This window comes from Planococcus sp. SE5232, from assembly GCF_050686535.1.
GTDB lineage: Bacteria > Bacillota > Bacilli > Bacillales_A > Planococcaceae > Planococcus.
Genome location: NZ_JBOGCP010000007.1, coordinates 1 through 26,605 on the forward strand (window position 1 = coordinate 1; position 26,605 = coordinate 26,605).

At 46.0% G+C, this 26,605-nt stretch carries 26 protein-coding genes and 1 rRNA gene; 8 read left to right on the forward strand and 19 right to left on the reverse strand.

What is annotated here, in order from left to right:
* Positions 1-70 precede the first annotated feature (70 nt).
* Both ACRC6Q_RS17765 and ACRC6Q_RS17770 read right to left on the reverse strand, forming a co-directional pair.
* Positions 71-1,621 (reverse strand): 16S ribosomal RNA (locus tag ACRC6Q_RS17765).
* A gap of 572 nt (positions 1,622-2,193) precedes the next feature.
* Positions 2,194-3,060 (reverse strand): nucleotidyltransferase-like protein, encoded by an 867-nt coding sequence (locus tag ACRC6Q_RS17770; protein ID WP_223642721.1) that lies wholly within the window; start codon positions 3,058-3,060, stop codon positions 2,194-2,196.
* 267 nt (positions 3,061-3,327) lie between these two features.
* Here ACRC6Q_RS17770 and ACRC6Q_RS17775 point away from each other — a divergent pair, with 267 nt between their 5' ends.
* Positions 3,328-3,681, forward strand: a complete 354-nt coding sequence (locus tag ACRC6Q_RS17775; protein ID WP_223642723.1) for a YgzB family protein — start codon at positions 3,328-3,330, stop codon at positions 3,679-3,681.
* 98 nt (positions 3,682-3,779) lie between these two features.
* On the opposite strand, the gene perR is transcribed toward ACRC6Q_RS17775, so the two are convergent.
* From perR to bcp, 4 genes are all read right to left on the reverse strand, one after another.
* Positions 3,780-4,223, reverse strand: a complete 444-nt coding sequence (perR, locus tag ACRC6Q_RS17780; protein WP_146559369.1) for a peroxide-responsive transcriptional repressor PerR — start codon at positions 4,221-4,223, stop codon at positions 3,780-3,782.
* Between the two features lie 122 nt (positions 4,224-4,345).
* A complete protein-coding gene (locus ACRC6Q_RS17785; protein ID WP_431467171.1) occupies positions 4,346-4,897 on the reverse strand; it encodes a cob(I)yrinic acid a,c-diamide adenosyltransferase in 552 nt (183 codons plus the stop codon).
* Positions 4,898-4,899: 2 nt separating this feature from the next.
* On the reverse strand, positions 4,900-5,841 hold the full coding sequence (locus ACRC6Q_RS17790; RefSeq protein WP_431467172.1) for a D-2-hydroxyacid dehydrogenase: 942 nt from the start codon (positions 5,839-5,841) through the stop codon (positions 4,900-4,902).
* Positions 5,842-5,855: 14 nt separating this feature from the next.
* Positions 5,856-6,332 carry a thioredoxin-dependent thiol peroxidase gene (bcp, locus tag ACRC6Q_RS17795; protein ID WP_223642729.1) on the reverse strand — a complete coding sequence of 159 codons (477 nt, stop codon included), beginning with the start codon at positions 6,330-6,332 and terminating at the stop codon, positions 5,856-5,858.
* Positions 6,333-6,456: 124 nt separating this feature from the next.
* On the opposite strand from bcp, the gene ACRC6Q_RS17800 reads away from it, so the two are divergent.
* Both ACRC6Q_RS17800 and ACRC6Q_RS17805 read left to right on the forward strand, forming a co-directional pair.
* Positions 6,457-7,743, forward strand: a complete 1,287-nt coding sequence (locus ACRC6Q_RS17800) for a glutamate-1-semialdehyde 2,1-aminomutase (protein ID WP_223642738.1) — start codon at positions 6,457-6,459, stop codon at positions 7,741-7,743.
* 41 nt (positions 7,744-7,784) lie between these two features.
* Positions 7,785-8,870, forward strand: coding sequence for an FUSC family protein (locus ACRC6Q_RS17805; RefSeq protein WP_223642748.1), 1,086 nt, complete (start codon positions 7,785-7,787; stop codon positions 8,868-8,870).
* 104 nt (positions 8,871-8,974) lie between these two features.
* On the opposite strand, the gene nikC is transcribed toward ACRC6Q_RS17805, so the two are convergent.
* The 9 genes from nikC to mutY all read right to left on the reverse strand — a co-directional run bounded on the left by nikC (position 8,975) and on the right by mutY (position 18,955).
* On the reverse strand, positions 8,975-9,826 hold the full coding sequence (gene nikC / locus ACRC6Q_RS17810) for a nickel transporter permease (protein ID WP_223642938.1): 852 nt from the start codon (positions 9,824-9,826) through the stop codon (positions 8,975-8,977).
* Between the two features lie 53 nt (positions 9,827-9,879).
* Positions 9,880-10,884 carry an ABC transporter permease gene (locus ACRC6Q_RS17815; protein ID WP_223642939.1) on the reverse strand — a complete coding sequence of 335 codons (1,005 nt, stop codon included), beginning with the start codon at positions 10,882-10,884 and terminating at the stop codon, positions 9,880-9,882.
* A gap of 85 nt (positions 10,885-10,969) precedes the next feature.
* The gene (locus tag ACRC6Q_RS17820; protein WP_223642750.1) at positions 10,970-12,592 is read right to left on the reverse strand and encodes an ABC transporter substrate-binding protein; all 1,623 of its coding nucleotides are present in this window, start codon (positions 12,590-12,592) and stop codon (positions 10,970-10,972) included.
* Between the two features lie 29 nt (positions 12,593-12,621).
* Positions 12,622-13,605: an ABC transporter ATP-binding protein gene (locus ACRC6Q_RS17825; RefSeq protein WP_223642752.1), complete on the reverse strand. Its 984-nt coding sequence runs from the start codon at positions 13,603-13,605 to the stop codon at positions 12,622-12,624.
* Positions 13,580-14,599: an ABC transporter ATP-binding protein gene (locus ACRC6Q_RS17830; protein WP_223642755.1), complete on the reverse strand. Its 1,020-nt coding sequence runs from the start codon at positions 14,597-14,599 to the stop codon at positions 13,580-13,582. Before ACRC6Q_RS17830 ends, ACRC6Q_RS17825 begins: the two co-directional genes overlap by 26 nt.
* Before the next feature lie 154 nt (positions 14,600-14,753).
* Positions 14,754-16,499 carry an ABC transporter ATP-binding protein gene (locus tag ACRC6Q_RS17835; RefSeq protein ID WP_431467173.1) on the reverse strand — a complete coding sequence of 582 codons (1,746 nt, stop codon included), beginning with the start codon at positions 16,497-16,499 and terminating at the stop codon, positions 14,754-14,756.
* 59 nt (positions 16,500-16,558) lie between these two features.
* A complete protein-coding gene (ntdP, locus tag ACRC6Q_RS17840; protein WP_191716769.1) occupies positions 16,559-17,104 on the reverse strand; it encodes a nucleoside tri-diphosphate phosphatase in 546 nt (181 codons plus the stop codon).
* Positions 17,105-17,207: 103 nt separating this feature from the next.
* On the reverse strand, positions 17,208-17,954 hold the full coding sequence (gene fabL, locus ACRC6Q_RS17845) for an enoyl-[acyl-carrier-protein] reductase FabL (RefSeq protein WP_223642757.1): 747 nt from the start codon (positions 17,952-17,954) through the stop codon (positions 17,208-17,210).
* 2 nt (positions 17,955-17,956) lie between these two features.
* Positions 17,957-18,955: an A/G-specific adenine glycosylase gene (mutY, locus tag ACRC6Q_RS17850; RefSeq protein ID WP_431467192.1), complete on the reverse strand. Its 999-nt coding sequence runs from the start codon at positions 18,953-18,955 to the stop codon at positions 17,957-17,959.
* Between the two features lie 200 nt (positions 18,956-19,155).
* On the opposite strand from mutY, the gene ACRC6Q_RS17855 reads away from it, so the two are divergent.
* A complete protein-coding gene (locus tag ACRC6Q_RS17855; RefSeq protein WP_223642768.1) occupies positions 19,156-20,136 on the forward strand; it encodes a metal-dependent hydrolase in 981 nt (326 codons plus the stop codon).
* Between the two features lie 206 nt (positions 20,137-20,342).
* On the opposite strand, the gene ACRC6Q_RS17860 is transcribed toward ACRC6Q_RS17855, so the two are convergent.
* The 3 genes from ACRC6Q_RS17860 to recX are packed head-to-tail and all read right to left on the reverse strand — an operon-like array spanning position 20,343 to position 21,730.
* A complete protein-coding gene (locus tag ACRC6Q_RS17860; RefSeq protein WP_223642770.1) occupies positions 20,343-20,594 on the reverse strand; it encodes a YfhJ family protein in 252 nt (83 codons plus the stop codon).
* A 4-nt stretch (positions 20,595-20,598) separates the two neighbouring features.
* Positions 20,599-20,931, reverse strand: coding sequence for a YfhH family protein (locus tag ACRC6Q_RS17865; RefSeq protein WP_223642773.1), 333 nt, complete (start codon positions 20,929-20,931; stop codon positions 20,599-20,601).
* A complete protein-coding gene (recX, locus tag ACRC6Q_RS17870) occupies positions 20,924-21,730 on the reverse strand; it encodes a recombination regulator RecX (protein ID WP_223642775.1) in 807 nt (268 codons plus the stop codon). The genes ACRC6Q_RS17865 and recX overlap by 8 nt, the downstream gene beginning before the upstream one ends.
* Before the next feature lie 103 nt (positions 21,731-21,833).
* Here recX and ACRC6Q_RS17875 point away from each other — a divergent pair, with 103 nt between their 5' ends.
* Together ACRC6Q_RS17875 and rlmD are read left to right on the forward strand one after the other, a co-directional pair.
* Entirely contained in the window at positions 21,834-22,733 is a 900-nt protein-coding gene (locus ACRC6Q_RS17875) for a TIGR01777 family oxidoreductase (protein WP_431467174.1), read from the forward strand.
* Positions 22,734-22,774: 41 nt separating this feature from the next.
* Complete coding sequence (rlmD, locus tag ACRC6Q_RS17880; protein WP_431467175.1) at positions 22,775-24,139, forward strand: 23S rRNA (uracil(1939)-C(5))-methyltransferase RlmD; 1,365 nt, start codon at positions 22,775-22,777, stop codon at positions 24,137-24,139.
* 201 nt (positions 24,140-24,340) lie between these two features.
* Here the strand turns inward: rlmD and ACRC6Q_RS17885 are convergent, their stop codons facing one another.
* The gene (locus ACRC6Q_RS17885; RefSeq protein WP_431467176.1) at positions 24,341-25,519 is read right to left on the reverse strand and encodes an MFS transporter; all 1,179 of its coding nucleotides are present in this window, start codon (positions 25,517-25,519) and stop codon (positions 24,341-24,343) included.
* 78 nt (positions 25,520-25,597) lie between these two features.
* Here ACRC6Q_RS17885 and ACRC6Q_RS17890 point away from each other — a divergent pair, with 78 nt between their 5' ends.
* Together ACRC6Q_RS17890 and ACRC6Q_RS17895 are read left to right on the forward strand one after the other, a co-directional pair.
* Positions 25,598-25,978, forward strand: a complete 381-nt coding sequence (locus tag ACRC6Q_RS17890; RefSeq protein ID WP_223642789.1) for an OsmC family protein — start codon at positions 25,598-25,600, stop codon at positions 25,976-25,978.
* 334 nt (positions 25,979-26,312) lie between these two features.
* Positions 26,313-26,507, forward strand: a complete 195-nt coding sequence (locus ACRC6Q_RS17895) for an SE1561 family protein (protein WP_223642791.1) — start codon at positions 26,313-26,315, stop codon at positions 26,505-26,507.
* The last annotated feature ends 98 nt before the right edge of the window (positions 26,508-26,605 follow it).

Genomic DNA, 26,605 nt, shown 5'->3' on the forward strand with positions numbered 1-26,605 from the left:
TGAAGGTGAACCTTCAAAACTGAACGCAAAACGTCAACCCCGGGAAACCCGGTTCCGAATTCATCCTTAGAAAGGAGGTGATCCAGCCGCACCTTCCGATACGGCTACCTTGTTACGACTTCACCCCAATCATCCGTCCCACCTTCGGCGGCTGGCTCCACAAGGGTTACCTCACCGACTTCGGGTGTTACAAACTCTCGTGGTGTGACGGGCGGTGTGTACAAGGCCCGGGAACGTATTCACCGTGGCATGCTGATCCACGATTACTAGCGATTCCGGCTTCATGCAGGCGAGTTGCAGCCTGCAATCCGAACTGAGAACGGTTTTCTGGGATTGGCTCCCCCTCGCGGGTTGGCAGCCCTTTGTACCGTCCATTGTAGCACGTGTGTAGCCCAGGTCATAAGGGGCATGATGATTTGACGTCATCCCCACCTTCCTCCGGTTTGTCACCGGCAGTCACCTTAGAGTGCCCAACTGAATGCTGGCAACTAAGATCAAGGGTTGCGCTCGTTGCGGGACTTAACCCAACATCTCACGACACGAGCTGACGACAACCATGCACCACCTGTCACCGCTGTCCCCGAAGGGAAAGGCGTATCTCTACACCGGGCAGCGGGATGTCAAGACCTGGTAAGGTTCTTCGCGTTGCTTCGAATTAAACCACATGCTCCACCGCTTGTGCGGGCCCCCGTCAATTCCTTTGAGTTTCAGCCTTGCGGCCGTACTCCCCAGGCGGAGTGCTTAATGCGTTAGCTGCAGCACTAAGGGGCGGAAACCCCCTAACACTTAGCACTCATCGTTTACGGCGTGGACTACCAGGGTATCTAATCCTGTTTGCTCCCCACGCTTTCGCGCCTCAGCGTCAGTTACAGACCAGAAAGTCGCCTTCGCCACTGGTGTTCCTCCACATCTCTACGCATTTCACCGCTACACATGGAATTCCACTTTCCTCTTCTGCACTCAAGTCCTCCAGTTTCCAATGACCCTCCACGGTTGAGCCGTGGGCTTTCACATCAGACTTAAAGGACCGCCTGCGCGCGCTTTACGCCCAATAATTCCGGACAACGCTTGCCACCTACGTATTACCGCGGCTGCTGGCACGTAGTTAGCCGTGGCTTTCTGGTGAGGTACCGTCAAAGTGCCAGTAGTTAATTGGCACGTGTTCTTCCCTCACAACAGAGTTTTACGATCCGAAAACCTTCGTCACTCACGCGGCGTTGCTCCGTCAGACTTTCGTCCATTGCGGAAGATTCCCTACTGCTGCCTCCCGTAGGAGTCTGGGCCGTGTCTCAGTCCCAGTGTGGCCGATCACCCTCTCAGGTCGGCTACGCATCGTCGCCTTGGTGGGCCATTACCCCACCAACTAGCTAATGCGCCGCGGGCCCATCCTGCAGTGACAGCCGAAACCGTCTTTCCGTGCAGCCTCAGGAGAGGCCGCAAACTATTCGGTATTAGCACCGGTTTCCCGGAGTTATCCCGATCTGCAGGGCAGGTTGCCCACGTGTTACTCACCCGTCCGCCGCTGAACCGAATGGAGCAAGCTCCACCGGTTCCGCTCGACTTGCATGTATTAGGCACGCCGCCAGCGTTCGTCCTGAGCCAGGATCAAACTCTCCATTATAGAGTAGTTGATTGCTCAAATACTTGCTGGCGTACCGCCGTCCGAAGACGCACGGTTCGCTTGTGATCTGCATACGCTGATCAGTAAAGTGCGCGGGCCGTTTTGCGCGGCCGTTGCATGTTTGTTGACGTTTTGCTGTTCAGTTTTCAAGGTTCAAGTTTGTTTCGCCCTGTAAAAGCAACTTCTCTAATTTAACATCGTTCGTTGGAAGAGTCAAGCTTTTTTATTATTGTAAAAAACTTAATTTCCCTTAGCGACGTGTATTATCATAATACATTCCATTCAAGTATGTCAATGATTAAAGAGAAAAAAGTTAAAAAAACTTTAATTCATTGATTAACTTACTCTTAAATCATTATTCATCCCTTACTTTCTGAACGAATTCCCTAAAAGAAAAGCAGTCACCGAAACTCCGGAGAACCGGATTCCCGATGACCATCCCTAGTTTACGATAGACTAAGAACTTCCTACTGCAAGACAAGCTTTCTTCATGCTTGAAAGCTAACTACTAATCCCCTCATCAGCGAAGCATGTTTTCCTTACAGAAACAACATGCTACATCCTATACCAAATCAGTTCTTTACATAATAGTATCTGTGGAAGATTCCTTCGCTCTTCGTCGTAACTCCGTTGATAAAAATCAGTTCCTTATCAACGAGGTATTCGATGAACACTTCGAGGTTGGAAGAGTAATTTTTTAATTCTTCCTGCTCATGCAATTCCTGAATCGTCCAGCTTCTTTGTTTCTCCATAACCTCTGTTATATGAAGAGCTCCGTCTTGCGTTCGTGAATGAATGTAGAATTCACTGGCCAGAAACAACAATTCCAACCGTTTGTCGATCGGCTCATCGCTGGAAATCAATTCTTCATATAGCTTATAGATAGCCGGCTCCATTTGTTTCACCTGTGACCAGACAGTGACCTCAGGCGGCAGCCCATTCTCAAGCACTGCAAGTCGTGCCAAATGATGCAACGATTCCACCATATGGTGATACGCATCCATGTAGTTCTTTTCTTCAAAGAATACCTTCCCTTCCATATAACGGCGAATCAGTTTGGCAAACTCCATACCCATTTTGATTTTGCGGCCGTAGAATGGATAATCTTTCAGTTCTGTTTTTAACTTCTCCATGAATTCATTGCGATCATAGATCACACGGCCATAGAAGAGCCAATCAACGATCTTCCGGTTTGTGCCAAGCAGGAGCCATTTATGTAATTGCTTTTCGGTAACGATATGCATCGCAGCCTTTTTATCCAAATAGGTGTAATGCTTCGTAAACACCGGAGTCTCGTTTTCCTTGGTGACAATCAATAGAATCGAATCAAAGGTGTCTGTAATTTGGCTGACCTTTTCTCTTTTTTCCACTAGAATCACTCCCAGCGTACTTTCCTGGCTGGCGCGTTCCTGATAAATAGGTCGTAGGATTTGTTCCATCAACTTTCACTCCTTGCTGTCTCTAACCTATTCCATTCTGAAGTTGAACAGAGTTGGCTAGTAATGAACTGCAGCGTTTTTTACATTGTCCCTATGGTCTTATCGGGTCTTCCCGTTCTCTCTGTCTCGTACGTAGCATCCAAACTCATTTGCTTCTGCTTTTCTTTATTTCGACATATTTATTGCGGATTCCTTCATTTGAAAATCGATATCACTTTTTAAGGGCATTTATGATATAGTATGATGGATGCAAGGAGGAAATAAATCATGAAACCTTATAAAAATAAAATCAATCGCATTCGGACGTTTGCGTTAGCGTTGATCTTCATCGGAATCGTCATTATGTACGTCGGCATTTATTTCAGAAATCATCCTGTTGTAATGGTGATTTTCATGCTGCTGGGCGTCGTGGCGATTATTGGTAGTACAGCTGTCTATGCCTGGATCGGATTGCTTTCCATGAAAACCGTTCCGGTCGAATGTCCTAATTGCGGAAAACATACAAAAATGCTGGGTCGTGTTGATATCTGCATGCACTGCAACGAGCCATTGACAATGGACCCTTCTCTTGAAGGAAAAGAGTTTAATCAGGACTACAATAAGAAAAGCTCACAACAATAAAAACATCCAGCGAATGAGAATTTCGCTGGATGTTTTTTTATGCTGTGAAAAAAAGAAGCCTACCGTTTTGCGCAGTAGGCTTCTTCCGTCTTGAACCTTTACTGGGCTTTTGCCGTTTTGCCTGAGCATACTTGGCATGTTCCATAAATTTCAAGGCGATGATAATCCACTTGGAAGCCAGTGACGTGGGAAGCTAAGTGTTCTACTTCATCAAGTCCTGGATAATGGAAATCAACGATTTTTCCACAGTCGTTACAGATAATATGGTAATGGTCATGTGTAACAAAATCGAATCGGCTTGAAGAATCTCCGTAAGTCAATTCTTTTACCAGCCCCGCTTTTCTGAACACCCGTAAATTATTATAAACAGTTGCAACACTCATATTAGGAAACGTTTTTTCAAGCGCGCGATAAATGTCATCCGCTGTTGGGTGCGTTGTTGAATGAATCATATACTCCAAAATCGCGTGGCGCTGGGGTGTGATTCTTACACCTGTTGACTTCAAAGCATCAAGCGCGTCTTTTAGTTGTACTTCAGACATCGCCGTGCACCTCACTTCATAGATATTCTTACATTGTAATCGTTATAAACAGTGTACCTAATCAGAGTGGGGAATGTCAAGAAATCACTATATTACCGCCGTTTGCCACGCGCAATCCATTTTCATTTCTCGTGCAGCCCTTTCTCTCTCCGTCCAAGGCGCTGATTGACTAAACGCGCTGCGACGAATAAAAAGTCTGACAAGCGATTCAAATAAGCCAAAACATTCGGCGGCACGTCTTCACCGATCGACAACGTTGTCCGCTCAGCTCGTCTGACAACGGTACGGGCCACGTGCAGAGCCGCTCCAGAAGGGTGCCCTCCTGGCAAAATGAAGTTTTTGAGTGGCGGGACTTCAACATCGTACTGATCGATCCATTGCTCCAGCTTAAAGACATCTTCTTCCGTCAATTTCCATTTTACTTCTTTGCCTTTCGGAGTAGCCAGTTCAGCTCCTACGTGGAACAAAGTCGTCTGAATTTCGTGGAACGCTTCACAAAGGGCTTCTTTTTCTTCAAAAAACTCCGCATTCATATGCCCCACTGCCAGACCGATCAATGAATTCGCTTCGTCGCATGTTCCATAAGCATCAACCACTGCATCGTTTTTGGCGACCCGCGTCCCGTAGACAAGTGAAGTAGTGCCTTTATCGCCTGTTTTCGTGTAAATCTTCATGCTTAATACCCCTTTTCCATATTAACCAGATTTGCCGGGACAGTTTGATCAGCCAGCCATTTCTTAAGATTGGGAATAAAGACATCTAACGCGCGCTCCACATACTTCCCAGAATGGCTGGATACATGAGGTGACACAATAACATTATTCATTGACCAGTAAGGATGGTCCTTTGGAAGCGGTTCCTCTTCAAAAACATCCAGAACAGCAAAAGCAATTTCTTCGTTTTGCAATGCTTCAAGCAGCACCTCATCCGAAACGAGGTCCCCTCTCCCAAGGTTCATAAAAATCGCGGTCTTTTTCATTGCCTGAAAATGCGCTCTCTTCAGTAGATAGTTGGTTTCATGTGTACTTGGCAAAATTGAAATGACGTAATCTGCATCTGGAAGTTTTTCAAGAATGTTTTCGAAAGAGACCATTTCCTCCATGTAGAGAGCCTGTGTTCCAGAGCGGTTGCAGCCGATTGTTTTGACACCGAAAGCCTGCAGCAATCGGCCGATCTCTGAACCGATGGCGCCTGGTCCCAAAATCAGCGCGGTAGAGTTATGCAGCTCTGATGACCGGGTCCTTCTATTCCACTCCTGATTGCGCTGGTTTTCATAAATTAACGGAAGTGAGCGCTTTAACGATAAAAGATGGGCCAAAGCCGATTCTGCCATCGGTATCTTATGGATGCCTTTAACATTGGATACCGTAATGCCCCGCTCTGCGATGGCTTGATGCGGAAGCTTTTCGATGCCGGCACTGGCAACCATGATCCACTGCACATTTTGAGCAGCTGCAATATCTTCCGCCATGAGATCTTCTCCATATGTGACAATGATGTCAGCAGACGGCAAACGTGTCTTGTCTTTATAAAGGAAATGGAAATCGACTTCTGGGAACTCGGTACTTAACCTCTGCTGTTGATCTTCTTTTGGAATGAATGTAAACAGGATTTCCATGAATGTCTCCCTTCTTACTGATTGCTGATTGTCTTCAAGGTTTCCAGAACGTCCTGGATGTGGTTTGGAACTTTCACTTTGCGCCATTCTTTTACGACTGTCCCAGTTGGATCGATCAGATACGTTGCGCGTTCAATGCCCATGGATTTTTTGCCGTATACATTCTTCTCCACCCAGACACCATAGTCTTCGGATACCTGATGGTTTTCGTCCACCAAAAGCGAAAACGGCAAGCCATGTTTTTCGATGAATTTATTGTGCTGGTCTTCCGAATCAGCGCTGACACCCAAAATCACTGCGTTGAGTGCAGAGAAGTCAGCTTCGGCATCGCGGAAATCACAGGCTTGAGTCGTGCAGCCCGGAGTCATGTCTTTCGGATAGAAATAAAGGACCACATATTTACTGCCGGCAAAATCCTTCAAGGAAACCGTTTCCCCCGCTTCGTTCTTCAATGAAAATTCAGGTGCTTGTGTACCTTCCAATGCAGCCATCTCCATCACTCCTTTTCTTCTCTCTATCGTACCGAACCACAGCTTCAGTTTCAATTTCTTTGGCGTTCAGCGGTAAATTTGTCTACAATAAGGAATAGATTAATCGATAGGAGGCATTCATTCAATGGATCATTCAACTTCAGAAAAGCTTCACCAAGAAGCGTTAGAACATATTGTGGGCGGCGTCAACAGTCCATCCAGATCTTTTAAAGCGGTAGGCGGAGGATCTCCAATCGCCATGGAGCGTGGCCAAGGCGCTTACTTTTGGGACGTCGACGGCAATAAATACATAGACTATCTCGCTGCATACGGCCCCATCATCACTGGCCATGCACACCCACACATCACGCAGGCGATTACGCACGCAGCGGAAACCGGCCTTCTTTACGGGACTCCGACCCGCCACGAAATCACATTCGCCAAAATGTTGAAGGAAGCGATGCCGAACATGGACAGAGTCCGTTTCGTCAATAGTGGGACAGAAGCGGTCATGACGACGATCCGTGTTTCGCGCGCTTATACCGGACGTACTAAAATCATGAAGTTTGCGGGTTGCTATCATGGCCATTCCGATTTGGTTCTGGTTGCTGCGGGTTCCGGCCCTGCAACACTCGGTACCCCCGATTCAGCAGGCGTGCCAAAATCCATCGCCGAAGAAGTGATCACCATCCCATTTAATGATCCGCAGGCATTTGCAGAAGCGATGGATCGTTGGGGCGAAGAAATTGCCTGCATCCTGGTCGAACCAATCGTCGGCAATTTTGGAATCGTCGAACCACATGAGGGTTACCTACAGGAAGTTCATCGCATCGCCCGCGAAAAAGGTGCTTTGATTGTCTATGACGAAGTAATTACCGCATTCCGTTTCCATTACGGCGGCGCACAGGATATGCTTGGATTAGTGCCGGACCTTACAGCGCTTGGAAAGATTATCGGCGGAGGATTGCCGATTGGTGCATATGGCGGAAAAAAAGAGATTATGGAAACTGTGGCTCCTTTAGGGCCAGCCTATCAAGCTGGCACGATGGCTGGAAACCCAGCTTCTATACAAGCTGGAATCGCTTGTCTGGAAGTGCTTCGTGAAGATGGTGTTTACGAGAAAATGGATAAATTAGGTGCACAACTTGAAAAAGGGATTTTAGCTGCCGCCAAAGAATTTGGCGTGACCATCACCGTCAATCGCTTAAAAGGTGCTTTAACCATCTATTTTACCGATGTAAAAGTCGAAAACTACGAACAGGCTGAAGCAACTGACGGTGAAATTTTCGGTCGTTTCTTTAAACTGATGCTGGAACAGGGCATCAATCTTGCCCCTTCAAAATATGAAGCATGGTTTTTAACAACTGAGCATACTGAAGAAGATGTGGAAGTTTCCATTCAAGCCGTACGCCAAGCATTTAAACAGTTATAATTAGTACAAAACTATATGTATGGGAAGGAGTCCTTAAGTAAATGAAGTTAGGTGCACGTATATTAAAAACTGGCGTGGCCATTTCTATGGCCTTGTTCCTGGCCAACTTACTGGAATTGCCTTCCCCTGTATTTGCAGGCGTCGCAGCGATTTTCGCTATCCAGCCGTCTATTTATCGATCCTATCTGACCTTGCTTGATCAGATATACGGAAACCTGATTGGTGCAGCCATTGCCATTATTTTTGTTTTGACACTTGGAAGCAACTATTTAACGATCGGTACAGCAGCCATTTTGGCCATTGTGGTGATGCTGAAACTAAAGCTGGAAAATACTGTCCCGTTGACTTTGGTCACCATTATCATCATCATGGATTCCCATTCCGCTGACTTCCTGACCTTTGCTTCCTTGAGAATCAGTACAGTCATGCTTGGGATTTTATCAGCGTTTGCTGTAAACATGATTTTCCTTCCACCCAAATACGAAACGCGTCTGTTCACTTCAATCCATGAGGTCAGCGAAGAAGTGATTCGCTGGATCCGCGTCTCTATTCGCCATGCGTCCGATCATGCATCGGTCAAAGAAGACATCGATAAATTGACGGAAAAGCTGATAAAAGTGGATCAATGGTACTCATTTTACAAAGAAGAGCGCAGCTACACTAAAAAACAACAGTATGTAAAAGCGCGGAAATTGGTGCTATACCGCCAGATGATCGCGACTTCCAAGAAAAGCCTTGAAGTTTTGAAGCGACTGAACCGATTTGAAAACGAGTTGATGGAGCTACCGGAACATTTCCACATGATGGTCCAGGAGCGATTGGAAAGTTTGGCCAGCTACCACGAGCAGTTGTATATGAAGTATGTCGGCAAAATGCGGCCGGAACATAGTGAAGGTTCTGGAGCAGATGCCATCATGAAACGCAATGAAGTAATGACAATTTTTGTAAAAGAAATAAATTTAGCTCATGAAGAGAATGAGGATGAATTTTCGGTCTATCATTTAATGCATGTGCTTTCGGCAATCCTTGATTATGAAGAACAACTGGAACATTTGGATTTACTCATCATCGCTTACTTGAATTACCACTCAGAAGAAGTAGACAATGATCTGGAGAATGCCATATAAAAAAACGTGCGGGGCAAATTGCCCTGCACGTTTTTTGACCTTAAGAATTTATAAGTTTTCACCTTTTTATTTAATGTCCAGATTTCAAGGCGTTTTCGCTTTTCCTACGACTTCATCCGCGGATCCAAGGCATCGCGCAAACCATCGCCCATCAGGTTAAACCCGAGAACTGTCAGCATGATGGCAACGCCTGGGAAAATCATGGTCCAAGGTGCATTCGTCAAATACGAACGCGAGTCTGCCAGCATCTTGCCCCATTCCGGAGACGGAGCTTGAGCTCCTAAGCCAAGGAATCCGAGAGCTGCAGCTTCGATGATGGCCGTCGCAATAGCAAGTGTTCCTTGAACAATGACCGGCGCCATGGAATTCGGCAAAATATGCGATACCAGAATCCGGTTATCCTTCATGCCGATTGCTTTAGCCGACATGATGTATTCGTCTTCTTTAATGCTTAACACTTTCGAACGGATCAAACGCCCAAAGTTCGGAACGTTGATGATCGCAATGGCAATGAGCGCATTACGTAATGATGGCCCAAGAACCGATACAACCGCAATCGCCAGTAAAATACTCGGGAATGCCAGCATGATATCAAAGATACGCGAGATGATGGTATCCACCCAGCGACCGTAATATCCGGCTAAAATCCCTAAAATACTACCGACTACCACTGATCCGATAACTGCTAAAAAGCCGACCCATAACGAAATGCGGGCACCGTATACAACCCGCGACAGGATATCCCGGCCAAAATCGTCCGTTCCCATCCAATGTGAGGAAGAAGGAGGCATAAGCCGTTGAGACAGATTTTGTTCATTGATGCCCTGCGGTGTAATGAGTGGACCGAAAATCGCCAGCAGAACAAAGAAAATGACGATTCCCATTCCGACTACCGCTACTTTGCTTTTTCGGAAACCGCGCCAAGCCTCTTTCCAGGGACCGGCGACTTTCTGCATTTCCGCTTGATCTTGTTTGATTGCTGTTTCAGCCAATGTACGTCTCCTCCTTCCTAGTCATATTTGATGCGTGGATCGACCAAGCCGTAGAGCAGATCGACAAACAGATTGATCATGACAAAAATAAACGCGACAATCAGAATTCCGGATTGAATGACCGGATAATCACGGAAACCAATCGCTTCATAGATATAACGTCCAATTCCAGGCCAACCGAAAATGGTTTCTGTCAAAATAGCGCCGCCAAGAAGCAGCCCCATCTGGAGACCGATAATCGTCAATACTGGAATGATCGCGTTTTTAAGGGCGTGTTTGTAAACCACCCAAAACATCGACAAGCCTTTAGATCGAGCTGTTCTGACATAATCCGAACGCATGACTTCCAGCATGCTTGAACGTGTCATTCTGGCAATAATCGCCATCGGTATGGTCGCTAGAGCTGTCCCCGGCAGTACCAAGTGCCTCAGAACTGTCGACAGTTGGTTGAAATCGCCTGCAACCAATGTATCGATGACATAGAATCCGGTAATGACATCGACCGGATCCCGGACATTTTCACGTCCGGTTGTCGGGAGGATCCCCAATTCAATCGAGAAAATCCATTGGTTCATTAAGCCCAACCAGAAGATCGGCATTGATACCCCAATCAATGCGATGATCATAGCCAAGTAATCAAACCATGAATTTTGGAACCAGGCTGAAATGATGCCGGCGTTGATTCCGATGACTACTGCAATAATGATTGCAAATAAAGAAAGTTCGATTGTTGCAGCCAGATATGGCCATACTTCATCCACTACTGGAGTTCTCGTACGAAGGGACTCTCCCAGATCTCCTGTCACCAGCCCTTTCAAATAATCAAAGTACTGGATGTACCAGGGATTATCCAACCCCAGATTTGTTCGTAATGCTTTTATCGCTTCTTCGGATGCTTGTTGACCAAGGATGACTTGTGCAGGATCACCGGGAATCGCGCGGATGATCATAAATACGATAAATGTCATACCGAGTAAAACCGGGATTAACTGTAGAAGCCGCCTTCCGATATAGTGAAGCATCTTCTTCACCTCTCCATCTCTTGCAATATGTATAACTGGAAGAAAAAAAGGGAGGAAATCATCCGACTTCCTCCCCATGAATTGCCTACTCTAAATCTACTGAAGCCAATTTGTCAGAACCTGTTGGATGTGCTTTGAAATTGATTACATTATTTCCACCAGCCAAAAGCGGTGTAGAGTGTGCAAGCGGTACCCAAGGAGCATCTTCATGGATGATTTCCTGAGCCTGCATGTACAAGTCGTTTCTTACTTCTTCTTCAACTTCTGATTGTGCTTGGATCAGGATATCGTGCAATTCCTGATTTTCGTAATACGTGTAGTTATTTGTCCCAACATTGTCCTGATCAAGCAAAGCATAAAGGAAGTTATCGGCATCGCCGTTATCGCCTGTCCAACCAAGTAGGAATGCATCGGCTTCTCCGTTTGCAGCTTTTTCAAGATAAGTTGCCCATTCAAATGACACGATTTCAGCAGTTACGCCGACATCAGCCAAGTTCTTTTGAATGGCTTCTGCTACTTTTTGGCCGTCCGGCATATACGGACGTGGAACCGGCATTGCATAAAGTTCCATTTCAAAACCGTCTTCAAGACCAGCTTCAGCTAGCAACTCTTTCGCACGTTCTGGGTTATAATCATACCCCTCGATGCTGTCGTTATATCCACTGATTACCGGCGGAATCGGGTTTTTCGCTACTTCAGCACGCCCTTCGAAAAACGCATCTACAAGCGCCTGTTTATCAATAGCGTGGTTTACTGCCTGACGTACTTTTGGATCGTCAAATGGTTCACGGGTAACTGTCATACCAAGGTAGCCGACGTTCATAGACGGACGTTCAAACAATTGAAGATTTTCATCTGCTTCGATTGTCGCACCGTCAGAAGGCGTGATGCCGTCTGCCAAGTCAATTTCACCTGACAACAAAGCGTTCAAACGAGCTGAGTTATCTGGAATCGCGCGGAATACCACTTGATCCAATTTTGGCTCGTCTTCCACCCAATAATCATCGAACTTCTCAATTGTAATCGTATCGTTGCGTTTCCATTCAACAAATTTAAATGGTCCTGTTCCAACCGGGTTGTCGCCAAAAGCGTCGCCAGCAGATTCAAATGCAGTTGGTGAGGCAATTGCAAATGGGCTCATAGCCAGGTTTTTAAGGAATGGAGCCTGCGGACGCTTCAATGTGAAGACCACTTCGTAATCGCCTGTCGCTTCAACAGATTCGATAACATGTCCTTCTTCATCGCCATATCCACCGAACATAGAACCATAATAAGGGAATTGCTCTCCGTCACCGGCTGCCCAACGTTCAAAGTTCTTAACGACTGCTTCTGCATTAAAATCAGTATCATCATGGAACTTGACGCCTTCTTCCAATGTGAAGGTATACGTCAAGCCATCTTCAGAAGCTGTCCATTCGGTAGCTAATGCTGATTCAATTTCTGTATCCTGTTCACCAAAGTTTACTAACGTATCAAAAATGTTTTTCGTTACTTTAAAAGATTCACCATCCGTGACTGTAATTGGATCAAGAGAAACCGAGTCGCCTCCGCGCCCAAAGATCAATGTTTTCTCTTCAGTGGATTCCCCTTCGTTTCCACCTTCGCCTTCGCCGCCTTCTGACGCATTATCAGAACTACAGCCATAAAGAGCTGTCGACACTAATAAGAGCAGCAGAAATGCCCACGTTAAAAACTTTTTCTTTCCCAAATTAACCCCTCCGTTTTTTCTATTTATTATCATTGCGGCCTGGACTCTTCGTAAAGATGGCAGGCAACAGAATGACCTTTCTCAACCTCCGCAAAAATCGGTACGGCTTTCGAACATATGTCCATTTTGAAAGGACAGCGTGTATGGAACCTGCAGCCGCTCGGAGGATTCGCCGGGCTTGGAACATCTCCAGTAATAGTGACTTCTTCCCGTACAAATTCCGGGTCCGGCACCGGGACAGCAGCCAATAATGCCTGCGTATACGGATGCAGCGGTTTTTCATACAAATCTTCAGTGTCGGCAAGTTCCGCCATTTGTCCGAGATACATAACTCCCACGCGGTCGCTGATATGGCGAACCACCCCTAAATCATGGGCAATGAAAATATAAGTCAGCTTCAGCTCTTTTTGAAGATCCTGCATCAGATTCAATACCTGTGCCTGAATCGAAACATCAAGCGCTGAGACGGGTTCATCTGCGATAATCAATTTCGGGTTTGTCATCAATGCACGTGCAATGCCGATGCGTTGCCTTTGGCCGCCGCTGAATTGATGTGGATAGCGCTTCGCATGGTAACTGCTCAATCCGACAATCTCCAGAAACTCATGCACTTTCTTTTTACGCTCTTTCGGATCGCCTATATCATGAACATTAAGCGGTTCCATTAAAATCTTTTCGATCGTGTGGCGTGGATTCAATGACGCATATGGATCCTGAAAGACCATCTGAATATCACGGCGCGCTTTTCGCATATCGTTACTCGACAGACTGGTCAATTCCTGGCCGTCAAATGTGACGGTGCCTTCCGTCGGTTCCAGAAGGCGCATCAACATGCGCCCTGTCGTGGATTTTCCACAGCCCGATTCGCCGACGATCCCTAAAGTCTCGCCTTCCTGGACAGTAAACGATACGTCATCCACCGCCTTGACATGATTGCTGACTCTGCCCAAAATTCCGGACTTAATGGGGAAATACTTTTTCAGCCCTTCAACTTTTAATAACGGTTCTGTCATGAGACTGTACCTCCTTCGGATCAAATAGGAAACAGCGGGTTTGATGATTGTCCGCAGTTTGGTACAGTTCCGGGTTTTCCTCTATGCAGCGGCCGAAAGCAAATTCACAACGCTCTGCAAATTTACAGCCGGTTTTGATCGTCCCCGGTTTTGGAACGTTTCCGGGAATCGAGTACAGACGCTCTTTTTTAAAGCGCATATCCGGAACCGATTCCAGCAGCCCCCTTGTATAAGGATGCTGCGGATCATTGAAAATCGTATGGACCGGCCCTTCTTCGACCACTTTTCCTGCATACATGACAACTACACGTTCGCAGGTTTCAGCTACCACACCTAAATCGTGGGTGATCAGCAGAACGGCTGTATTCAAACGCTCGTTAAGATTTTTAATCAGCTTTAAAATCTGGGCCTGGATGGTTACATCCAAGGCTGTCGTAGGTTCGTCGGCAATCAATACTTTGGGATCGCACAACAGTGCCATGGCAATCATGACGCGTTGGCGCATTCCGCCTGACAGTTGATGCGGATACTCCTTCATGAGACCCTCTGGACGTGGTAAGCCCACCAGTTTCATCATTTCGATGGCGCGTTCCTGAATCTGTTTTTTCGACCAATCCCGTTTGTGTATCTTAATTGCTTCGCGAAGCTGATCGCCGATTGTAAAAAGTGGATTCAACGAAGTCATCGGTTCCTGGAAGATCATCGCAATATCGTTGCCTCTGATTCCTCTCATTTCTTTTTCAGATAGCTTGGTTAAATCTTTATCCTGAAATAAAATTTCGCCTCCGGTAATTTTCCCAGGAGGGCTGGGAACCAATCCCATTATAGATAGGGAAGTGACACTTTTACCGCATCCGGATTCACCGACGATGCCCAGTACTTCACCTTCCCGTATGTGAAAATTTACATTATCTACTGCTGGTATCTCTCCATCATCTGTGAAAAAGGATGTTTTCAAACCTTTAACGTCTAAGATGGTTTTGCGTTCATTCATGATGCTCCCCCTTTTGCACAAAAAATGATTCAGACTATTCTCCTTCTTTTAATTATACGTAATATTATTATTAATGCAATATCTCTTTTTGAATTTGCTGGAAGTTCTGTACCCATAAAAAGAGCCTCCAAAATTTTGGAGGCCCTTACTATAATCAGTTAAAATGTTGTACTTGGAACAAGTTATAATAAACACCTTGTTGCTCCATCAATTCATAATGTGTTCCACTTTCAGCGAGTTTGCCGTGGTCAATGACAAGAATCTGGTCTGCATGGGTGATGGTGGAAAGGCGATGCGCCACAATGAGAGTCGTGCGATCATGGGCCAGACGTTCCAGTGAATCCTGGATCAGTGCTTCGCTTTCAAGATCAAGAGCAGAAGTCGCTTCATCCAATATAAGAATCGGCGGATTCTTCAAGAACACCCGCGCAATCGCTACACGCTGTTTTTGTCCTCCCGATAATTTCACTCCGCGTTCCCCGACTTTCGTATCATAGCCTTCCGGTAGTTGAGTAATGAATTCATCAGCATTTGCAGCTTTGGCAGCCGCAATCACTTCCTCATCTGTTGCATCCGGTTTCCCCATCAGGATATTCGCTTTTACAGAATCACTGAAGAGAATCGAATCCTGCAGCACCAAGCCGATCTGGTCACGCAACGTATGGGTCGTCACATCACGCAGGTCGTGATCGTCCATGTAGATGCCACCGCTGGTAACGTCATAAAAACGAGGAATCAGCGAGATGATAGTCGATTTCCCGCCACCGCTCATCCCGACAAAAGCGACAGTCTCTCCAGGTTTCACTGTGAAGTTCAGATCCGTCAACACTTCCGTTCCGCCATCATTATAATGGAAACCGACATCGCGGAATTCCAGTTTGCCGTCGACAACTTTCAAATCATGCGCTTTTTCTTTGTCCGTGACATCGTAATCCTCATCAATCAACTCAAACACCCGGTCCATGGATGCCAGTGACTGCACCAGGGTCGTCGAAGAATTGACCAATCGGCGCAGTGGATTGTAAAGGCGTTCGATATAGGCGATAAACGCCACCATCGTACCAAGCGTCAAGTTCCCCTGGATGACCTGGTAACCGGCATACCCAATCACCAGCAGCGGTGCGACATCCGTGATGGTGTTCACTACCGCAAACGCTTTGGCGTTCCATTTGGTATGGTCGATTGCCTTTTCCAGAAATTGATCATTGGTATCGTTGAAAATTTTCTGTTCATGTTTTTCCAACGCAAAACTTTTGATGATGCTCATCCCCTGCACCCGCTCGTGCAGGTAACTCTGGACATTGGCCAAAGCTTGTGAGCGTTCACGCGTCAGGTCGCGCAACCTGCCAAAGAAGTATTTGACGCTGAAGGCGTAGAACGGGAATGCCAGCAACGCGACAATGGTCAATGAAACATCCATTGTCAGCATGATGATGATGGCGATGACTATCGTCGCCAAATCGAGCCAAACGTTCATCAAGCCGATCATCACAAAGTTTTTGGTCTGCTCAACGTCATTAATGATCCGCGAGATGATTTCACCCGCACGTGTATTAGCGTAATAGCGCAAACTTAAACGCTGGAGATGGCCATATAGAAAACCACGGATATCATAAAGGATTTTATTGCTGACATACTGTGCGTAATACTGGCGGTAATATTCAATCGGTGGGCGCAGTAGGAAAAATACGATCGCCGTTCCTCCAAGCCATAAGTACAGCTGCTCCAGCTTTTCTGCATTCGACAATGCATCCGCCCCGATAATATCATCAATGACGATTTTGATCAGCAACGGGATAAAAAGCGGAATCGCGAATTTGAATATCCCGATGACAATCGTCAACGCAATCTGCCAATAATACGGTTTGACAAACTGCATATAGCGTTTCATACTGCTCAAAACTTTCACTCCATTCTATTCAAAACGAAAAACCTGTTGGCTGGCAACAGGTTTTCATTTTAATCACGAATCCGGTTTAGTCTATGAAATTCATAGCGGTTCGTCCATACTTCGATAAAGTCCTGGGCAAACGGTCCTCGGCGCTGTTTAATCCAGCTGATCAATTTTTCCACATTCCGGTGAAGAATCTGATCAATCACTTCCGGATAACCCATTTGCCGCTTATGGTCTTCATATTCGTCTTCATCCAACAGCGTGTAAGACATGTCTGGAAACACTTTTACATCCAAGTCATAATCGATGTATTTCAACGAGCCATTATTATAGACGAATGGAGAACTGACATTGCAATAATAATAAACACCGTCGTCTCGGAGCATACAGATGATGTTGAACCAATGCTCTGCGTGAAAATAACAGATTGACGGTTCGCGCGTCAACCAGGTTCGGCCATCGGATTCTGTCACCAGCGTCCGTTCGTTTGCACCAATTACAATATTATTCGTACCTTTCAGTACAGTTGTTTCCTGCCAGACACGGTGGATTCGGCCGTTGTGTTTATAACTGTGGATTTGGATAGTTTCACCCTCCGCAGGAATCGCCATGTAGCATCCCACCTTCTTGTCTAAGCCTTTGTTTATCTGCTATTTCAGTATTATATCAATCAATTCTGAAAACATACAGCAATAAGGCGGAAGGACCAAAGGATTACATCACGACCGAACGGCCGCCGTCCACGATAATCGTCTGTCCGCGGATCATATCCGAGTCGGAGGAAATCAGGAATAATGCCGCTTTGACCATATCCTCGATTTCAACCATACGACCCGCCGGCGTATTCACACGGGCATCATTCAATAGATCTTCACGATTCGGGAAATGCTTCAACGCCTCCGTATCCAGTGCTCCACCGGATACTGTATTGACGGCAATTCCAAGTGGTGCCAGCTCTACAGCTAGGTAGCGTGTAATCGACTCTACCGCCGCTTTTGAAACTCCTATCGTCGTATAATTTTCTAAATAACGAATCGATCCGAGTGAGCTGATGCCGACGATTTTGCCGCCTTTATCCATCAATTTCGCCGCTTCCTGAGCGCCGAACAACATCGCTTTTGCATTGATGTTCATTGTCCAGTCCCAATGCGATTCTTCCAGTTCCATGATTGGGCGCAGAACGCCGGAAGCTGCGTTGGATACGAAAACATCCAGGCGTCCAAACTCTTCTTTGATGGTCTCAAACATGCCGCGAAGCTTCTCGACATCTCCTACATTTGCACGGACCAATAAGGCTTTTTGCCCTCTTGCTTCAATTTCCTTAACGGTATCGAGTGCAGCGGTTTTGCTGCGCGCGTAATTGACGACGATATCGTATCCTTGATCTGCAAGGGCGATCGCCATCGCTTTTCCGAGGCCTCTGCTGCTACCTGTCACCAGCGCTACTTTTTGTTCTGCCATGGTTAAACATCTCCTCTTTGCTGTAATGCTGTTTTCATTTTTTGGACCGGTCCTGCGATCGGCAATAAATCCAGCTCTTCTGCCGTCACCCATTTCATATGGGCCGGGGCATCTATATTTTCACTGTCGGCAATAAAGCCATCCACGTTCCATGTTAAATGAGAAAAGACATGTTTGAAAGAAGTAATTTTTTCAACTTTGTCCACAACGCCTTTCAAACTCTCCGACAGCCGCTCTTCTATTTCAAGCGGCAGAATATCCGCTGTAGTTTCCAGCATCGGAAACTGCCACATGTTCGCCAGCAGACCCGTGGCTGGACGCTGTTCCATCAACAGTTTATCTTGATGGCGAAGAGCTATCATTGCATATTGCAGCGATTTCGTTTTTTTTGCTTTGGATTTAATTGGCAAATCATGCTGTTTACCTTCATGGAATGCGGCACAATGCTCACGAACTGGGCACAGCAGGCATTTCGGGGAGGTCGGTGTACAAATCAAGGCTCCCAACTCCATCAAGCCCTGATTGAACGAAGAAGGATCTTCATGGCTGATGATTTCAGTCACTGCTTCTTCAAAGATTTTCCGCGTTTTAGGTTTAGCAATGTCTTCCTCAATTAACAGGATCCGTGACAATACACGCATGACATTGCCATCCACTGCATGCTCCGGAACCCCGTAGGCAATACTTAGGATAGCCCCAGCTGTATAAGGGCCAACACCTTTCAATGATGAGATTTCCTTGCGGTTACTCGGGACGATGCCTCCGTAATTTTCAGCCACTTCTTTGACGCCCGCCTGCAGGTTGCGTGCACGGGAGTAATACCCCAATCCTTCCCATTGTTTAAGCAGAATTTGTTCATCGGCTTGTGCCAGGTCATCCAAAGTGGGAAATTTCTCGATAAAGCGTTTATAATAAGGAATGACAGTATCCACACGTGTTTGCTGCAGCATGATTTCTGAAATCCAGATTTGATAAGGGTCTGCTGTCCGTCTCCAGGGCAAATCTCTTTTCTCCGCCGCAAACCAATTGATCAGGTCATTTTGAAAGTGCAATTTCTCTAGTTTAATGGATTTAGCCTCCGTTCAGCTTGATTATTCCAGCCTTTTTTCGGGTATATGAGAAAGTAAGGAATAAGTTTATCTTAACAAAACTTTTTTGTTCCCCATACCAATCAACATTTTTATAGAAAGGGGATGAGGCAATGGATACAGGAACACATATTGTCATGGGCATTGCCCTTGGCGGCCTCGCAATGGCCGATCCGGCTGTCGTCAGCCACCCCGCAACCATGACCGCTGTAGTATCTGGTGTCATTATTGGATCCTTGGCACCGGACGTCGATACTGTTTTGAAGCTTCGTGACAACGCCGTCTATATTCGGCATCACCGGGGCGCTACCCACTCCATTCCTGCAGTGTTGCTTTGGCCTCTATTGATAGCAGGTGCATTATCTCTCATTTTTCCTGAAGCTAATCTGCTCCATTTATGGCTCTGGTCATTCCTGGCCGTTTTTATGCACGTTTTTGTTGATATCTTTAACTCATATGGCACACAAGCGCTCAGGCCGATTTCAAACCGGTGGGTAGCTCTTGGCGTTATCAACACTTTTGACCCCATCATTTTCGGTGCGCATGTGTTGGCCCTGATGCTTTGGGCATTTGGTGCTGATCCCGTTTTGACGATCGGCATCCTCTATATTGCCATGTTTTTCTACTATCTCGCAAGATTTGCAGTGCAGTCGGCTATTAAAAAGGCTGTCCGAAATACAATCCCAGGAGCCACTGAGGTTTTTGTGGCACCAACCATGCGCTTTTTCCACTGGCGCGTAGCTGCTGATACAGATCGACACCATTACGTCGGACGTGCATATGGCCGCACCATTAATATCTATGATAAATTCATGAAAAAAGAGATGCCTGAAAACAATTTGATCCAGGCGGCTATGAAAGATAAAAATATTGCCGCCTTCATTTCCTTCTCTCCACTGTATCGTTGGGAAATCAACGAATACGGAGATGTCTTCGAAGTTCGATTGATCGACTTGCGCTACCGCAGCAATGACTATTACCCATTCGTTGCAGTTGCCCATCTGGATAAGGAGTGCAAAATCATCAACTCTTATACCGGATGGATTTTCAGCGAAGACAAGTTAAGGAAAAAATTAGACTTCAGCCATAACTAGAAAACGCACACCTATGGGTGCGCGTTTTTTTATTGGAGTTAAAGAGAGTGTATGGGCTAAACGGCTGCTTCCGCTTTTCTTCACTGTCTAGACTCCAGGAGCCAGATTCTAGAGTCATAAGCCGCGCTGGCTGTGTGGCTGAAAGATGCCGCTTCGCCAGCGCGGCTTATGCCCGTCGAATCTACACGGCTACTTCCGCTTTTCTATTAATCCTTCAGCAAATGTGCATATTTCGGATTGGTGCTGGCAAACTCATGGATCTTGTCGCCATAGCTGTCAATCCATTGGCGCATCACTTTCTCGACTACCGCCGTTCCTTGGTAATCGTATCCCGCTTTTGCATAGGAGGATTCAAAATCAGAAGCCAGCAATTCGATCCACGTACGTGCTTTTTCTTCCGACAGATTTGGATTTTTTTCCAATAGCTCGATTGTCAGTTGCTCAATAATCTCTTTCATCCGTTTACTTCCCTTCCTTCAACGGGCGCAGCATGGAAATCGGCAACGCTTCCGTATGTTTTTCGCCGCCCATCCGGTACCCCCAGGCAAATCGGCCTTTTAAATAATCGATTTGAAAATAGACGTTCGGATCTCCTTCGATGCGGTACACTTCGCCTTTTTTGAAATCGGCGGGATCCAATAGATAAGCTGCAGCCATCATGGCTTTCCGTTCCAGCACCGCAAATTCATTGACGATGCCCAGTTGCTCAGCTTTTCTGGCTTTTTCTTTTAAACGCGCGATTTCTCCGCGAAGCTCATGTTCAGTCATGTCGCTGTAACGTTTTTCTTCAGTCATCTTCAAACTCCTTCTTTTCCAAGTATTCACTGATTACTTCATTTGGAAAACCTTTTTGGTATAGCCCTTGTTTAACTTTTGACTTTAGATCGTAGCCTGTCAGTTTTGAGCTATGTTTACGCCACAATTTATCGCCTTGCTCCGTGATCATCTCTAACCATTGATCGTCATCTTTTTCAAGATCCAGCTCTGCAATCGCCAATTTGATCAGTGAATAATTATAGCCTTTTCTCATCAAAGTATCACTGATCTTCTGATGGATTTGGCTAGGCGTCTTCATCTTCTCCTTATCGGCAATTTTCTCTGCAAGGCCTTTGGCAACTTCAAGTTGTTCTTCTTCAGAATAGGAATCCAAAACATCTTTTTGCATCTGTTTGTCAATTCCTCTCTTTTGCATATCCTGCTGGATTGCACGAGGCCCTTTTTTGCCCGAGTTGATTTGTGTCCGCATCAGCGCCTCTGAAAATTGCTGATCATCCAGAAATTTGTGGGTATACAATTTCTTAATAGCTTCATCTATTACAGCATCGCCGTATTCTTTTTCTTTCAGTTTCTGGCGTACTTCGCCTTCACTTCTCATCCGAAATCCAAGGTAATAAAGAGCTTTGTTATAGGCTTTTCGGACTTCGTCCTCGAAGTTGATTTCTTCGATCGTCCATTGGTCGAGCTCTTTCCCTTTGGTGAGCTGATACCTGATAAGCACCGCTTCATCCACGCTAAAAGCATATTTATCTTCAAAAAAGATATTATACCTTTCAGGGTTTTTCTTCCCCTGTGTGATTTTCGAAATAATCGGCATTTACTGGCACCCCTCTTCTTCTCATATTATACACCTTTCATGCTGACATTGGCATAGCCAGACGCCAAAAAGGGTATGCTAAGAAGAAATGGAGGCGATGAAAATGAAAATTGCAATTACTGGTGGAACTGGATTTGTCGGTGAAGAATTGACGCGTCTTTTGCTCGATAGAGGCGATGAAGTATATATTTTGACGAGAAAACAGAAAAATGCTGCCGATAAGATTACATATGTAAAATGGCTGTCAAAAGATGCCGTTCCTGAAAGGCAGCTGGAAGGCATCGATGCTTTCGTCAATTTAGCTGGAGCTTCCATAAACGATGGACGCTGGAGTGAAGAACAGAAAAAACTGATTTACACAAGCCGTATGGATGCCACCAATGAATTATTGCGGATCATCCACAAACTCGAGAAAAAACCGAAAGTGCTTGTGAACGCCAGCGCGATTGGAATTTACCCGCCATCGGAAACTGTTACTTATACAGAAGCTTCCGCCGATCAAGCCTCTGATTTTCTTGCACAAACGCTACGGGATTGGGAAATCTTAGCCAGCCGCGCCGAAGAAGATGGGTTACGCGTAGCATGTGGCCGTTTCGGAATTGTTCTGGGGAAAGACGAAGGAGCATTGCCGCTGATGGCGTTGCCTTATAAATTGTTTGCCGGAGGCACCGTGGGTTCCGGCAAGCAATGGTTGTCTTGGATCCATGTGAAGGACGTGGCGCGGGCCATCGCTTTTGCACTGGATAACGACCAGTTGAGCGGAGCATTTAATGTCACAGCCCCTAATCCTAAGCAGATGAAGGATTTCGGCAAAGAAATTGCACATGCACTCAAGCGTCCTCATTGGATTCCGGTTCCTTCCTTCGCATTGAAGACGGCTTTGGGCGATAAAAGCCAATTGGTTCTTGAAGGTCAGCGAGTCCTTCCGACTGTTCTCGAACAGCATGGATTTCAATTCAAGTATCCCAATTTACGATCGGCACTGGCTGATATCTATAAATAAGGCTATAATGAAGGGATGATTAATTGAAGGACGTGATATCCATGAACGAACAACCCATTATTGAAGAAGGCCAAATGTTTCCATTGACCATTAAGCGGCTCGGCATCAACGGCGAAGGCATTGGCTATTTCAAACGCAATGTGGTATTTGTACCGGGAGCTTTGCCAGGTGAAGAAATCACCGCGCAAGTAACTGTAGTCAAGCGGAATTTTGCCCAGGCCCGCATCGTTAAAATGCGCACAGCTTCTCCACACCGCCAGACGCCGCCCTGCCCGATCTATGAAGCATGCGGCGGCTGCCAATTGCAGCACATGAGCTATGACCAGCAATTGGTCGAAAAGCGTGATCTTGTCGTACAGGCATTGGAACGGTATTTGAAAGGCACCAAAGTCCATGTGGAGAATACCATTGGCATGGAAGACCCTTGGCATTACCGGAACAAGAGCCAGTTTCAGACACGCCTGAAAGGCACAAAAGTCATTGCAGGATTATTTGCGGAAGGTTCCCATCAATTATTGGATATCGAGCAATGCATCGTCCAGCATCCCGACACGACAGTCATCACCAATGCCGTCAAACGGATTCTGGAAGAATTGAAAATGCCGATTTATGATGGCAAGACGATGAAAGGCATTATCCGTACCATCGTTGTCCGCACCGGTGTAAAAACAGGTGAAATTCAATTGGTGCTGGTCACGACACGTTCCAAGATTCCACAAAAGGAATTATTGCTGGAACGTTTGAAAAAAATTGATACTAACCTGGTATCAATCGTCCAGAACATTAACAAAGAAAAAACCTCCCTTATTTTTGGGGATGAAACGGTTACTCTATTCGGCAAAGACACCATCCATGAAGAGCTCGGTGAATTGGCATTCGATTTATCGGCTCGCGCCTTTTTCCAGCTCAACCCGACTCAAACTGTCAAACTATACAATGAAATCAAACGCGCAGCTGAATTGACCGGCAAGGAAAAAGTCGTTGATGCCTATTGCGGCGTCGGCACAATCGGATTATGGCTGGCGGACGGTGCAAAAGAAATACGTGGCATGGACGTCATCCACGAAAGTGTCGTTAATGCCAAAGCCAACGCTAAAAAACAAGGCATCACTGCAAAATACGTTACGGGTACAGCCGAAAAATGGCTGGAGCTGTGGAGCAACGAGGACTTTGTACCTGATGTACTAACGGTCGATCCACCGCGTACCGGTTTAGACGACTCATTGTTGAAAACCATTTTGAAAGTAAAGCCGAAACGATTCATCTACACATCCTGCAACCCTTCCACCTTGGCAAAGGATTTGCAGCAACTAACGAAAATCTACCGCATTGAATACATTCAACCGGTCGATATGTTTCCGCAAACCGCGCAAGTCGAGTCAGTAACGAAATTGGTATTGAAATAAGAAAAGCGAAAGCAGCCGTTTGGCCCCGACAAGCGCTGGAAGACTTACCGGTAATGGCCATTGCTGGAAAGGCTGAAGCGGCTCGAGGGGCTGGCTGCTGGAGTCTGGACAATAAAGAAAAGCGAAAGCAATCCAACAACTTATGCTGAACAATAAAAAACTGGACCAGAGAAATTCTCTGGTCCAGTTTTTTAGATTAAATTATATAGTACGCACCTTTTTTGCATTGCCATTCAAAGCAATGAGCGCTGCAATCAGCATCAAAATCCCTGCGATTAACAACAGGAGGCTGAGGCCACCGGAGTATTCGATAAACAGTCCACCCATGGAAGGCCCTGCAAGGCTTCCGATACTGAAGGCGATACCGCATAGGAGATTGCCGGTCGGCAAAAGATCTTTCGGCATCAAATCGGCCATATAGGAAATGCCCAGCGAAAATGTAGAACCGACAAACATACCGGCCAGCGCAAAAAATCCGACGGTCAGCCAAGCATTGGATTCATAAAAGCTGGCAGCCGCAAACACAGCCGCTCCCCCGATCAATGCCAGCAGCAGAACTTTCCTTCTGCCAATCCGGTCGCTCAGATTCCCCAAAGGCAGTTGTGTCGCAATGGCTCCTGCTGAAAATGCTGCCAACATAATCGACACCATGCCCACTTCTATCGACTGTCGCAAAGCATAGACCGGATAGATGGCATTGAGAGAGGCTTCCAAAAAACCGTAGCCGAGGGGCGGCAAAAATGCCACCCACGCAATAATTAGAGCCGCTTTGAAACGTCCGGCTGTTCCTTTCGTTGTGATGGAACTTCCGGATACTTCAGGAAAATCATTCTTCAGCGAGAAAACCAATGACCAGGCCAATAGACAAAGGAGTCCCGATACGATGAATGGCAAAGCTTCAAATATTTCCACCATAGGAACAAAAAGGGGTCCCGCGCCGAAGCCCACACTGAAAGACATGCCGTAAATGGCAATATTGCGCCCCAACCTGTGCTGAGGAGAGGTACTGGTGATCCAGGTTTGCGTCGAAAAATGCAAAGCCTGGTCGCCGACACCGATCAGAATGCGCAGCACAAACCAGAACAGGACCGATTTCCAAAGAGGAAACAGCAGCAAAGACAGAATGACCAGTCCCCCACCCACCAAAATCAAGGGCTTATAGCCGAATTTCCGCAGTTGTGGTTCCATAAATGGTGCAATCAAAAGAGTTCCCACATACAAACCTGTGGCACTCAGGCCATTTAAAGCAGAGGAGACACCATCCTGTTCAAAAATAACTGCAATCAATGGCAGCAGCATGCCTTGTGAAAATCCAGAAATCGAGACGATGGCCACGAGAATCCAAAATCGGCCACGCTCACTTTTTAAAAAACCTTTCATGATGCCTCCCCGAACAAGCACGTTCTTTTGTATTTATTAGGAATTCAGATACAATTCTAACATAGGAGGCGTTTACAGATGAATTATTCAATGAATAAAAATGGCTTCACGGGGCATATGCCTTTTGGAGAGCTTCAAATCTCGAGCAACGAGGAATACGGCTTCCGGCCATATCAATTATTGGTTTCTTCACTTGCAGTCTGCAGTGGAGGCGTCATGAGAAAAGTGCTTGATAAGATGCGGATGCCTGCTGAAGACATTCAGATCGAGGTTAAAGAGCTTGTGCGCAATGAAGAAGAGGCGGACCGGGTTGATAAAGTCCACCTGCACTTTATCGTCACCGGGGATATCAACGAAGAAAAAATGCCTCGAGTTATGGAATTGACCCGTAAAAACTGTTCGATGGTGCAGTCGGTCAAGGATTCCATTGAAATCATCGAAAGCTTCGAAATCCGATAAGCATCACAAAAGGCTCATTCCGTATCTGATTTCAGATTGCGGATGAGCCTTTTATGGTTTATATACAGTTAAATTATTTATCATAATCTCATTCTCGTCTCAGATGCCGACGAAATGTGCGAACCCCCTCCTTCGATATTCCTGATGTTGTGGTCTGGTTTCGCTGATTCCCTTCGGCCTCCCCTCTCGTTTAATTAAACTTAATTTAACACAAACTTATCATTAAGTAAATATTCAAAATACATAAAAGAGTAAAATAATTAGTTCTACCTATACATTATTGAAATCTGCGTCAGTTTCCGTTACGATTAACATGCGAAATGAGGTGTATCAATTGGGGAAATCCATCACAAACAAAGAACAGCAAGTTTCTTACATGAAACAGCGCTTGAGCATGTTTTTGGAAGTATTAGATGCTATTGAACCGGAAAACACGGAACTTGAAGATATTGATCGCTTGATTGCGATGGTCGATGATTTAGATGACAAGATGAAACAATTCCAAGGCCGTCCAACTGAAGAACAGTAAACAGTAATCCGTTGCCCCATGTGGCAGCGGATTTTCCTTTTGTCTTCTACTGATAATTGTGCACTCTTTTGCCGCCATAGAATGTGATACTATAAAGA